This window comes from Parabacteroides vesiculifaciens, from assembly GCF_049860805.1.
Taxonomy (GTDB): Bacteria; Bacteroidota; Bacteroidia; order Bacteroidales; family Tannerellaceae; genus Parabacteroides.
On record NZ_CP187555.1, the window covers coordinates 12,575 to 24,978 of the forward strand.

The 12,404-nt window shown below is 44.4% G+C and carries 9 protein-coding genes; 7 read left to right on the top strand and 2 right to left on the bottom strand.

All coding sequences use genetic code 11. The features are described from left to right. Positions 1-23: 23 nt before the first annotated feature. The gene (gene mtaB, locus ACPYIV_RS00055) at positions 24-1,346 is read right to left on the bottom strand and encodes a tRNA (N(6)-L-threonylcarbamoyladenosine(37)-C(2))-methylthiotransferase MtaB (RefSeq protein WP_301704669.1); all 1,323 of its coding nucleotides are present in this window, start codon (positions 1,344-1,346) and stop codon (positions 24-26) included. Positions 1,347-1,638: 292 nt separating this feature from the next. Between mtaB and ACPYIV_RS00060 the strand changes: the two genes are divergently transcribed. The 7 genes from ACPYIV_RS00060 (at position 1,639) to ACPYIV_RS00090 (ending at position 10,981) form a co-directional block, all read left to right on the top strand. Continuing rightward, a complete protein-coding gene (locus ACPYIV_RS00060; protein WP_425884908.1) occupies positions 1,639-2,868 on the top strand; it encodes a tyrosine-type recombinase/integrase in 1,230 nt (409 codons plus the stop codon). Further along, complete coding sequence (locus ACPYIV_RS00065; protein ID WP_320975571.1) at positions 2,865-3,239, top strand: hypothetical protein; 375 nt, start codon at positions 2,865-2,867, stop codon at positions 3,237-3,239. The genes ACPYIV_RS00060 and ACPYIV_RS00065 overlap by 4 nt, the downstream gene beginning before the upstream one ends. A gap of 307 nt (positions 3,240-3,546) precedes the next feature. After that, a complete protein-coding gene (locus ACPYIV_RS00070) occupies positions 3,547-4,752 on the top strand; it encodes a primase-helicase family protein (protein WP_425884910.1) in 1,206 nt (401 codons plus the stop codon). Between the two features lie 254 nt (positions 4,753-5,006). After that, positions 5,007-5,972 carry a toprim domain-containing protein gene (locus ACPYIV_RS00075; protein WP_136014998.1) on the top strand — a complete coding sequence of 322 codons (966 nt, stop codon included), beginning with the start codon at positions 5,007-5,009 and terminating at the stop codon, positions 5,970-5,972. A gap of 215 nt (positions 5,973-6,187) precedes the next feature. Further along, positions 6,188-7,492: a MobV family relaxase gene (gene mobV, locus ACPYIV_RS00080; protein WP_320975569.1), complete on the top strand. Its 1,305-nt coding sequence runs from the start codon at positions 6,188-6,190 to the stop codon at positions 7,490-7,492. Positions 7,493-7,572: 80 nt separating this feature from the next. Further along, entirely contained in the window at positions 7,573-9,681 is a 2,109-nt protein-coding gene (locus ACPYIV_RS00085) for an McrB family protein (protein WP_425884913.1), read from the top strand. Then, on the top strand, positions 9,665-10,981 hold the full coding sequence (locus ACPYIV_RS00090; protein ID WP_425884915.1) for an McrC family protein: 1,317 nt from the start codon (positions 9,665-9,667) through the stop codon (positions 10,979-10,981). The genes ACPYIV_RS00085 and ACPYIV_RS00090 overlap by 17 nt, the downstream gene beginning before the upstream one ends. A 217-nt stretch (positions 10,982-11,198) precedes the next feature. On the opposite strand, the gene ACPYIV_RS00095 is transcribed toward ACPYIV_RS00090, so the two are convergent. After that, positions 11,199-12,401: an acyloxyacyl hydrolase gene (locus tag ACPYIV_RS00095; RefSeq protein WP_425884917.1), complete on the bottom strand. Its 1,203-nt coding sequence runs from the start codon at positions 12,399-12,401 to the stop codon at positions 11,199-11,201. Between the last annotated feature and the right edge of the window lie 3 nt (positions 12,402-12,404).

Below are 12,404 nucleotides of genomic sequence, written 5' to 3' on the forward strand. Positions count from 1 at the left end.
TTTTTATTTGTGTAAATGATGATTTATTCAATAATCTTTACTACCAACGCCGTTTTGTCTTCGTTCCAACCCTCCAGTATGACTTGCCGGGTTTCGTTTACCAGCGAACCGTCGTAAGGGATCTCTACCTTTATATAGTTTTCCGTGAAGCCGTGCATCATGCCTCCCTTGCGGGTTTGCTCAAACAGAACATTCGCCTGTTGACCGATATGGGCTTCGTAGAATGCATGGAGCTTGCGGTCGGATATGTCCAGTAGTTGCTGGCTCCGGGCATGTTTGGCTTTCGGATCGACGACGTGGTCGATCTTGAGCGCTTGCGTACCCGGCCGTTCTGAATAGCTGAACACGTGTAGCTGGCTGATGTCCAAGCCTTCGATAAAGGTGCGGGCATCTTCGAAATAGGCATCCGTTTCGCCCCGCGTACCGACGATCACATCGACGCCGATAAAGGCATGAGGCATGATCTCTTTGATCTTTTCGATCTTATGGCGGAACAGGGCGGTGTCGTAACGGCGGCGCATCAATTTCAGCACATCGTCGCTCCCGCTTTGCAACGGGATATGGAAATGGGGGGCGAAACGCTTGCTACGCGCCACGAAATCGATCGCCTCGTCCGTGATCAGGTTCGGTTCGATGGAGGAGATGCGGTAGCGCACGATCCCTTCCACCTCGTCGAGCGCCCGGATCAGGTCGATAAACGTCTCCCCGGTGCTCTTCCCGAAGTCGCCGATGTTGACGCCTGTCAGCACGATCTCTTTCCCCCCGCTCGCGGCCACCTCTTCGGCCTGCTTCACCATGCTGGCGATCGTCCCGTTGCGGCTACGTCCGCGGGCGAACGGGATCGTACAGTAGGAGCAGAAATAGTCGCATCCGTCCTGCACTTTCAGGAAATGACGCGTACGGTCGTCCGCCGAGCAGGAGGGGGAGAAGGTACGGATATCTTTCGTTTGGGAAGCGATCACGGCGCCTCCCTCTTCTTTCTTTTTCAGGTCGTCTAAATACATCAACAGGTCCAGTTTCTGTTCGGCTCCTAAGACGAGATCGACCCCTTCGATATGCGAAACCTCTTCGGGCTTCAACTGGGCGTAGCAACCGGTCACGACGACGAACGCCCCCGGATGCTGCTTGCCGATCCGGCGGATTGCCTGGCGGCATTTCTTGTCGGCAAGCTCTGTCACAGAGCAGGTGTTGACAACGCAAATATCAGCCTTTTCACCCGGACGGGCTTTGCGTACGCCTTGTTCGGCAAGGACTTTCCCTATGGTCGAAGTTTCGGCGAAGTTCAGCTTGCATCCTAAGGTATAGTATGCGGCTATCTTGTTCTCAAAAACAGTCTTATCAATCATTGTCTTTTAATTATCGCGCAAATTTAGCGAAAATCTTTGGAATAACCGAGAAAAGAGGTTGAAATGTCACTGAAATGGCTATCATTAAAGCGTTTACAGTGCCAAATGAAGCCAACCGCAAAAAACGGGAAACGCAAAGGAAAGCAGTTCTATGAAGCAGAAAGGTTTTCAAATCGTTACCCGAAACGGGATGCAATTTTAACGTTCTCTGCTATGATTGCGCCGTTCTGCGCCGATTTGCTTATCAAGGTCTAACTCGTTGAGTAATAACTTTGCAAACAAAAAAACGAGTATGGCAAGAAGTACATTCAAAGTGCTGTTCTACGTGAACGGCAGCAAGGAGAAAAACGGTATTGTCCCCATCATGGGACGAGTGACAATCAACGGGACTGTGGCGCAGTTCAGTTGCAAGCAGAGTGTCCCGAAGACGCTTTGGGACATCAAGGGCAACCGAGCCAAAGGCAAGAGCAAGGAGGCACGGGACATCAATCTGGCTTTGGATAACATCAAGGCGCAAATCATCAAGCACTATCAACGCATATCCGACCGTGAAGCGTTCGTGACGGCAGAAATGGTGCGCAATGCCTATCAGGGTATCGGCAGCGAGTACGAGACACTGCTCAAAGCGTTCGACCGTGAAAACGAGGTGTTCAAGAAGCGTGTCGGCAAGGACAGGGTAATGGCAACCTACCACTCACGAGTTCGAGCAAGAAACCGTGTGGCTGCGTTCATCAAGTCTTTCTACAGGCGGACGGATATGTCCATGCTGGAAATTACGCCCGACTTCATCAAGGAGTTCGCCGCCTACCTCTCAACGGAAGCGGGACTGCATAACGGAACGATATGGGAAAAGTGTATGTGGCTGAAAGGTGTAGTGATGCGTGCTCATTTCAACGGTTTGATACCGAGAAATCCGTTTGCCCAATTCCATATCAGCCCGAATGTAAAGGAGCGTGAGTACCTGACAGAAGACGAGCTGAAAGCGTTGATGACGCACGAGTTCGGGGACGCCAAGTTGTCCTATATCCGTGATATTTTCGTTTTCGCCAGCTTCACCGCCCTCTCTTTCGTGGACATCAAGGAACTGACCAATGACAATATCGTGGAAGTAAACGGTGAGAAGTGGATATTATCGAAACGGCATAAGACAAAAGTGCCGTTCCAAGTGAAACTGCTGGATATTCCCTTGCAGATAATAGAGCGTTACCGCCTCCTGCAAGAGGACAACCTTGTTTTCCCCAATCTCAACTACTGGTCTATCTGCAAACCTCTGAAAAAGGTGATGAAAGAGTGTGGGATAACAAAGGACATCTCGTTTCATTGTGCAAGACATGGCTTTGCAACGTTGGCTTTGAGCATGGGTATGCCTATTGAGAGCGTGAGCCGTGTTTTGGGACACACGAACATAGTCACGACCCAAATCTACGCCAAAATCACAACGCAGAAATTGGACAACGACCTTACGATGCTCGGCAACAGACTGAACCAATCGTTCAACAACGTATCAATGGCAGGACAATGAAAAGGAATATCATCGAAATCACAGAGCACGGTACGATAACTATACCGAGTGAAACGGTATGGATGAGCGAAGCGGAACTTGTCAGCCTGTTCGGAGTTATCGCTCCATCCGTCCGTACAGCAATCAAAGCAGTCTATAAAAGCGGAATACTGACAGAGCATGAAGCGCAGCAGTATATTCGCCTATCGGACAAATGCCGCATGGATGTTTACTGCCTTGAAATGGTTGTCGCTCTTGCTTTCCGCATCCGTTCATACGGAGCGGAACGGGTACGCAAAGACTTAATTGAAAGGATGTACTTGCGAAAAGAGAAAACAAGCATCTACTTTTCGCTGTGTAATAGCATAAAATCATCTGAATATCAAGCGTAAAGTGTATTGATATGACGACATGAAGTAATGAAACCGATGCGTATTCCCATTGCCGAAAATGTATCCATATACATAATTGGGTAGGCGTATTGTCATTCATTCACAGGAATGTGGCAATCCCGAAGAAGCACCCCTCTATAACGGTTGTTTCTTCGGGATTTTTTATGGTTATGTTCTCCGATATACTGCAAGTTTTTCATACCGTGTGTTTTTTGCTCCGTTCTGCAGTGATTTGCGTATCAAGGTTTTAAGCGGCTCACTCTAACTTTGCATACGATTATTTATCAACCGTTTAAGCGTATGAACAATGAGTAAATCAGACATCTGCAAAGAGGAGTTTATCCGAGTGGGTACGACCCTCTACAAGTTAGTGAACCAGCCCCGACTGAACGGTGGCTATGTGAAGAAACGCATCGTGTGGAATAACGAAACATTACGGCAGGACTATGGTAAGCACTATCTCGCCACCGTCCCCAAGTATGACGGCTTCTGCACGGTTCCCGACCATGTGAACTACCATCCGATAGTGGACAAATTCCTGAACCTCTATGAACCGATAGACCACAAACCGATGGAGGGTAATTTCCCCTCTATATGTTCGTTAGTAAAGCACATCTTCGGGGAACAATACGAGTTGGGCATGGACTACCTGCAACTGCTCTACCTGCAACCCATTCAAAAGTTGCCAATCCTGCTGTTGGTGTCGGAAGAACGCAACACTGGCAAAAGCACGTTCCTGAACTTTCTGAAAGCCCTCTTTCAGAACAACGTGACATTCAATACCAACGAGGACTTCCGCAGCCAGTTCAATTCCGATTGGGCTGGCAAGCTGCTTATCGTGGTGGATGAGGTGTTGTTAAGTCGTAGGGAGGACAGCGAACGGTTGAAGAACCTGAGTACCACATTATCCTACAAGGTGGAAGCCAAAGGCAAAGACCGTGATGAGATAGCCTTCTTCGCCAAGTTCGTGCTGTGTTCCAACAACGAGTATCTGCCCGTCATCATAGACGCAGGGGAAACACGCTATTGGGTGCGGAAGATAGACCGCTTGCAGTCGGACGATACTGACTTCCTACAAAAATTAAAAGCGGAAATCCCTGCCTCCCTCTACCACTTGCAGTACAGACAGTTATCCACCGAGAAAGAGAGCCGTATGTGGTTTGCACCGTCATTGCTGCATACCGAAGCCTTGCAGAAGATAATCCGCAGCAACCGCAACAGATTGGAGATTGAGATGTGCGAACTTATACTTGACATTATGGTAAGCACGGGTATCGACTCTTTCTCTTTTTGCTGCAATGACATTCTCACGCTGTTGGCAAACACATATGTCAAGGCGGAGAAATACCAAGTAAGAAAGGTATTGCAGGAGTGCTGGAAGCTCACACCTGCACCGAACGGACTTACATACACCACCTACCAACTGAACTACAATCGGGAGTGTCGGTATGAGCCGATAAGGAGAGTGGGACGCTTCTATACCGTCACAAGGCAGCAGCTTGAAACGCTGTAAATCCATTGTCTTTTTGTTGAATTGTTGAATAAGGATATAACCATACTGATAATAAACAATATACACTCTCAACAAAATCTCAACAGACCAAAAGAGAAGTTGAGTCATAAAGCCACGAGCGATTGTCTGTTTCTCTTTTGGCGAGTGGTTTGTTGAGCGGATGTTGAGAATATATCTATATGGATATAAGTATCTTACATATACCATTCAACGAATCAACGATTTTCATTCACCATTAAAACCATAGGAAGATTATGACTACACAGGAAGCAAAGAAGATACATATCGCAGACTATCTGCAAAGTTTGGGCTACAACCCCGTCAAGCAGCAGGGCAAAAGCCTTTGGTACAAATCACCGTTCAGGGAGGAAACGGAAGCATCGTTCAAGGTGAACACCGAACTCAACCAATGGTACGACTTCGGAACAGGCAAGGGCGGCAACATCATCGCTTTGGCGCAGGAGCTTTACGGTTCGGACTATGTGCCTTACCTGCTTGGCAAGATAGCGGAACAAGCACCGCACGTCCGTCCCGTGTCTTTCTCTTTTCGCCAGCAGGCATCCGAACCGAGTTTCCAACATTTGGAAGTGAGAGAACTCACGCACCCTGCATTGCTCCGTTACTTGCAGGAGCGTGGAATAAACACCGCATTGGCGCAAGCGGAATGTAAGGAACTGCACTTCGTCCACAACGGTAAACCCTATTTCGCCATAGGGTTCCCGAATGTGGCAGGAGGCTATGAAGTGCGCAACCGTTTCTTCAAGGGCTGTATCGCCCCGAAGGACATCAGCCATATCCGACAGTCGGGAGAGCCGAGAGAGAAATGCCTCGTGTTTGAGGGGATGACGGACTATCTTTCATTCCTCACCTTGCGGATGAAGAACTGCCCGACCATGCCCAACCTTGACAGGCAGGATTACGTTATTCTCAATTCCGTTTCCAACGTATCCAAAGCCATAGACGTGCTGCACGGGTACGAGCGCATACACAGTCTGCTCGACAATGACGAGGCAGGACGGAAAGCGTATTGGGAACTGGCAGGAGAGTTTGCCGGACGTATCAGGGACTTCTCCCAAAACTACAACGGGTACAAAGACCTGAACGACTACCTGTGCGGTAAGCCCTTGTTCCAATCGGCAGAGCCGATAAAGCAGGAGAAGCAAGTCCAATCCGCAAGGCGGATGATGCAGCCACCGAAAAAACGAGGGCTGAAAATGTAGGGAGAGGTATGCTTGCAGCCGCACGGATATTTACCAACGGAAAATGCCGTAGCTTATTAGGGAATTTGTCCGAGCCGCATTGCAAGCAACGCTGAAAATCCCCCCAATAAGCCAAAGAGATTGCACCTCTCTGGACACTCCCAGTCAACGGCAAAAGCCGTGCAAAAGTAAATCATCAACCATTGTTTCACAAGTTAAAAAGAAAGGATTATTATATGGGTTATGCAGTATTACACATGGAAAAGACAAGCGGAACGGATGCCGCCATGTCAGCGCACATAGAGCGCACCATCAAACCGAAGAATGCCGATGAGAGCAGGACGCACCTCAATAGGGAACTGATAAGGTTCCCTGACGGGGTGGAGAACAGGACACAAGCCATACAGCACCGACTGGACACCGCAGAATTGGCACGCAAAATCGGCAACAACCAAGTGAGGGCTATCCGTGTCCTGCTCACGGGAACGCACGGGGATATGGAACGCATCACCAACGAGGGCAGACTTGATAAATGGTGCAACGACAATCTGAAATACCTTGCCGATACCTTCGGCAGGGAGAATATCGTGTCGGCAGTCTTGCACATGGACGAGCAGACACCGCACATACACGCCACCCTTGTACCGATAGTCAAGGGAGAGCGCAAGCGCAAGAAGAAAGAGGAACAGGTTAAGAAGCGATACCGCAAGAAGCCGACAGATACAGCCCGATTGTGTGCAGATGAGATTATGACACGAATCAAACTCAAATCCTATCAGGACACCTACGCCCAAGCCATGAGCGGCTACGGTTTACAGCGTGGCATTGACGGCTCGGAAGCGAAGCATATCACCACACGACAGTATTACCGTGACCTGATGCGGCAGACGGAACAATTACGAACAGACATCGGACAGCTTAAAGGCCGCAAAGAAACGGCACAGGAAGAACTCAGACGAGCCAAGAAAGAAGTTCAGACCGAGAAGTTGAAAGGTGTAGCCACGACCGCAGCCACCAACATAGCGGAAAGTGTAAGTTCTCTTTTCGGAAGTAACAAGGTCAAAACATTGGAAAGGGAGAATTCCGCATTGCAAAACCGCATTTCTGAACTTGAAGATGAAGTTCAACAAAGAGAGGAATGGCAAGCCAAACAGATGCAGGACATGAAAAGTACATATGAGCAACAGAACCACAAATTGTCCGAGTTCGTGGATTTCGTTAAACGCTATTTTCCATATGTTGAGAAGCTGATGCCGACAATAAAATTCCTACGTGAAACTCTGCATTTTGGCGATGACGTCATTAGAAAACTCTGTATGTTCAAAGACGCTTCCATTAAAGGCGAACTATATTCCCGTGAGTTTAACCAACGCTTCAAGGCTGACAGTGCGGTTTGTTCACTCAAACAGGACATAGAAGGAAATTTTGAACTCAACATAGACGGTGTTTCACACATTAGCTGGTTCAGACGAAAGAAAGACGAGTTTATGGAAGCGTTGGGAATGCCGACAAGGAAACAAAATAGGGGTATTAAGCTGTAAATCACAATAAAGTCCGTGGTAATGGTATACCGTATCACGGATTTTTTGTACTTTTGTACCAGTTATTTTGAAAGCAAACAATGGAAAGGACAGATTTCATAGAAAACAGAATAGATGTCGTTAAAAACATCTATACTCTATATTCTTATGCCAAAAGTACAATAGTAGAGGATAGAGAATGGGCTTTGCAACGATTTCAAAGAGGGAAATGGTATGTGGTTGAGCCATTTGGTAATACCTTGCTATTTGCTCCAAGTCGATTTGTCGGTTATAAAAATAACACAAGGGAAAAGCATACATCCAATCATGGAGATGGCACTCAGACTAACAACAAATTTCGTGAGCTAAAATTATATAAAGAAATATCAGATGATTATCTATCAGAACAATTTGAACATTTTATGACTGAATTGGGAATAGAAAGGGATACTGCTAATTTTTTTATTCCTAATGATTTGGATATTTCTGATTTGCGAAATCAACATAAGTGTTATTTTATCTGTCCCACTCATTGTAAGAGACAAAAAGATGTTGCATGGAAAGGTTTTCTTACCCAAAACCTCATGTCGATAGGATGGGAGCATACAGATTATACAAACTATACTATTGATGAAATAAAACAAGAATATCTTGATGACCAAACAGCTATAGGACCATTTACGTTAATTAAACAAATAAAAGCAGGAGATATTATCTGTTGCACCAATAATAATTTCGGTCTTTGGGGCATTGGAATTGCATTATCTCAATATAAATTTAAAGATAAAATTCACTATGCCGGCGTGGATGACGATGGCGATGAATCATATTATTCTCATTATATTGATGTTGCTTGGTTGTGCTTTAAGGAACAAGGATACATTTCAACCTCCGAATTTAATATCCAATCTACAGAAAAGCAATGGCAGCCTTATGGAACATTGAATCAAAAAAATGATATTCCCCAATATATATCAAATTACTTATTACACAGCAACTATACTGATATGGAAGATAATAAATACGAAAAATACATTAAGTTGTTAGAGGCTAATAAGAATCTCATTCTAACAGGAGCACCAGGAACAGGAAAAACATATTTGGCTAAAGCCATAGCAGAAGCAATGGATGCAGAATATGATTTTGTGCAATTCCACCCTTCCTATGACTATACTGATTTTGTAGAGGGGTTACGACCGACTCCACCGGACAGTAACGGAAATATTGGGTTTGAAAGAAAAGATGGAGTCTTTAAGATTTTCTGCAAAAGAGCAATAAAAGAAAAAGAAGAATCCACTGATTTCACTCCTTATAAAGAATCTTTAAAATTATTCAAAGACAAATTAAACAATGCTTCCATAGATATACAAAGTTTTAGAAGCAAAACGATGATACATGTACATATAGATGGGGGCATTATATGTGTGTATAATAAGCAAGGGCAAAAGAATTGGAGCGTTTCTGATGATAGAATGTTAAACTACTTAGTCAATAAGATATGCCCTACTAATGATACCTATCTTAAATCAATAGGCGATTATATACTGAAACAATTTCCTATAAAGGAAACCGCCAATGATCCTACCTCATTTAATTATGTTTTCATCATAGATGAGATTAATCGTGGGGAAATATCAAAGATATTTGGAGAATTGTTTTTCAGCATAGACCCAAGCTATCGTGGAGAAAGTGGATTGGTTAAAACGCAATACCAAAATCTGATAACGGATAAAACTGATTCTTTCTATGACGGATTCTATGTACCAAGTAATGTTTATATTATCGGAACTATGAACGATATAGACCGTAGCGTAGAAAGCATGGATTTTGCCATGCGCCGTCGTTTCGCATGGGAAGAAATAAAAGCAAATGAAAATACTGGAATGCTGGATACACTTCAAGAAATGAAAGATGAAGTTATAGAAGTAATGAAACGCTTGAATGCAGCAATATGGAATGAAGAATCCAATACTGGCATAGAAGGGTTAAATGCAGCATATCATATTGGCGGTTCTTATTTCAGTAAATTGCAACTTTATCTTAATGAGGAGCATACTAATAAGAAATTAGCATACAGACACCTTTGGGAAAATCACTTGAAAGGAGTGCTTTTTGAATATCTAAGGGGAACGGCAAATGCTATGGAGAATCTAAAAATGCTTGAATCTGTTTACTATAACGAAAATGACAACAATGATATTGAAAGATAATACACAGTATTCTTCTTCAGATAACTTCGAAGAATATCTATCATTCAATAATATTGCTAACAGAAAAATATCAGAATTGTTAGACGATAAGGGTAATGACTTGCTTGTTTATCCTCATTCATTTAGCCAGTGCGAGGATGAAATGGGGAGTCAATATCTATTTTCGTTGCAAACCAACTGGAAAGATAATAAATGTACAAAAGCTATATTGGAAACAGGGAATATGGCGGGTTTCATTGGTATGAATGGACAATCCGTTTCCATTCATTCTCGTTTTTCTAAAAATACAGAGGATTTCTTTTTACATTATATGCTTCAAAAAGTTTTATGTGTCAATGTTGTAAACTTATCACATGGAACTACAAATGAACGAATATTCGATTTCCTTTTATATCTGTTTCCCAAACTTCTCAAAGAAGCATTAGCGCAAGGAGTATATAAAGAATACCAACGGAATGAATACAATGATGCTAATGTACAAGGTGTAGTAGATATCAATAGGCATTTGAAAACAAATTTGCCATTTAACGGTCGTATCGCTTATCGTACACGAGAGTTTAGTTATGACAATCATGTAACGGAGCTGATACGACATACGATTGACTACATTGGTAAAACTTCATTCGGAAAAATGTTGTTGGAAAATGATGCAGAAACGCATGCTAATGTTGCTCAAATCATATCCGCAACTCCAAGTTATAGTAGGCAAGAAAGAGAGAAGGTAATAAAAAGCAATTCAAAAATTGTAAATCATCCATATTACTTCCGTTATACACCACTCCAAAGGCTCTGCTTGCGTATATTAAGACACGAAAAAATTAAGTACGGAGCAAAAGATGATAAAATACATGGAGTTTTGTTTGATGTATCTTATTTATGGGAAGAGTATCTTGCCTCTATTCTTACAAAGCAAGGATTCAAACATCCTAATAACAAACAAGGAACTGGACAAATATACTTGGCGAAAAATAAATTTCCTCGTTATCCCGATTTTTATAGAGAAGCAGACTGCTATATTATAGATGCAAAATATAAAAGAGAGATTAACCGAGATGATATTCATCAAATGATAACATATATGTATCGTTTAAGAGGAAAGTGTGGAACATTTATACAGCCAAGTGATAGAATATGTCAAAAAGAGAGTTATGAGCTATTAGGATATGGAATTGATAATAATGCTAAACTACAAACATATTTTTATCCCATATCGCAAACTGCAAACGATTACAAACAATTTGTTGCAGATATGATTGTATTGGAAAATATGCTGAAAGTTCAAATGCAATCAGGGAAATAAAATCGTTGTTTTCCCTGATTGAAGAAAAGTTTGAGATATATTCGCTATATTTGTGGTCAAATTGAGTTGCCAAGAAAGCATATCAAAGCAGAATACAGCAACAAAAACGGTTGGCAATTCGTTACCTCAAAATCGGGAAATCTACCCAAAGTCCTTATTCTAAGGAGATAAGGAAAATATTCCAAACATACAAAAAATGTTTGGACATAGTATATTCTTATCGTTTATTGTGGAACCGGTACCCTATCCCCAGCATGAGGTTGTTGGGGTCTTTAAATTTGCTCAACTGGTATCCTACGTGCAGGAACAGGTCGCGGGTGACGGAGGTTTTCAACGCCAGGATCTGATACATCCCTTGGGTATCGGAACACTTGTGGTAAACGTTGTAGCCTATGCCTAAATTGATCGTGAAGATCGGCATGACCAGTTCGCCCCGTACGGATAACCCGATTGCCAGTTGTTCCTTGAATGGCGGACGGTAAAACCGGCGTTCGGTTTGGTCGCTATAATCGGCCTCGTATTCCTTGATGTTGGCGCTTTCGTCATATTGTACATCGAGCGATGCCCCGGCACGGAAATATTTGTGGAAGTTATACATGGGATTGAAATTAAAGCCCAATACGCCGAACGAACCGGGTGCCAGGTAGGCTTCGTCCGGCTTGATAACCCCTTTCCGTTTCGAGGCGCCGTATATGACGACGTCATAGCTGATGTGTGGTTTGATGTGCAGGGCGGCCGGCCTGCCGGGCATTGCCGTCCCGGCGCTCTCTCCCAACGTGTGCACCAAGCCAATCCTGCCCCCAGCGGTATTGACGCCTGCATTGGGGTATTGGGTGTTCCCGTTGGAGAAATGGGTCAGGTCGATGCCCGCCGTCAGCCGCCATCCTGCCGCCAGGTGCCAGTTCAGCAAGAGGCCTAAGTTGATATAGGCATTGATGCGCGAGCCTACTACATAATTGTAGGAATTGGTTTCCGTATGGTACTTTTCCCACCCGAAGGAGGCTCCGAAGTTCCATTCATAATCCAGTGACAACCGGGGGGAGAGCCGGGCAATGCGCGAGCCCTGGAAAGCATATACCGAAACCGGGGTGCCGATTTCAGCCTTGTCAAAGAAGGAGTGATACGAAACGCCGATCCCCTGATATGTGTACGGGTATAATTTTCCTCTCTCCGATTCCGGATGAAACCGGAAAGAGTATTTCAGGTGTGCCGACACGGACTTACGCAAAGGTTGCCATGTCGCATTCTCGCCTGCAAAGAACTCATTGGTGGGGATGATGTAGACGGGGCGGAAGTCGATGCCGACCTCGTGGGTGAGCGGATGGCGGGGCACGGTGTCGTTCGTCTCTGCTCCTTGCGCACATATACGGATGCCTCCCAGTATGCATATTCCTGCTATTATGAATACTTTCAAGTTCATGCT

Coding starts and splice junctions, on each gene's coding strand:
- ACPYIV_RS00065 (WP_320975571.1), top strand. CDS start 2,865: ATGAAAAGGAATATCATCGAAATCACAGAGCACGGTACGATAACTATA.
- mtaB (WP_301704669.1), bottom strand. CDS start 1,346: ATGATTGATAAGACTGTTTTTGAGAACAAGATAGCCGCATACTATACC.
- ACPYIV_RS00075 (WP_136014998.1), top strand. CDS start 5,007: ATGACTACACAGGAAGCAAAGAAGATACATATCGCAGACTATCTGCAA.
- ACPYIV_RS00070 (WP_425884910.1), top strand. CDS start 3,547: ATGAGTAAATCAGACATCTGCAAAGAGGAGTTTATCCGAGTGGGTACG.
- ACPYIV_RS00095 (WP_425884917.1), bottom strand. CDS start 12,401: ATGAACTTGAAAGTATTCATAATAGCAGGAATATGCATACTGGGAGGC.
- ACPYIV_RS00090 (WP_425884915.1), top strand. CDS start 9,665: ATGATATTGAAAGATAATACACAGTATTCTTCTTCAGATAACTTCGAA.
- mobV (WP_320975569.1), top strand. CDS start 6,188: ATGGGTTATGCAGTATTACACATGGAAAAGACAAGCGGAACGGATGCC.
- ACPYIV_RS00060 (WP_425884908.1), top strand. CDS start 1,639: ATGGCAAGAAGTACATTCAAAGTGCTGTTCTACGTGAACGGCAGCAAG.
- ACPYIV_RS00085 (WP_425884913.1), top strand. CDS start 7,573: ATGGAAAGGACAGATTTCATAGAAAACAGAATAGATGTCGTTAAAAAC.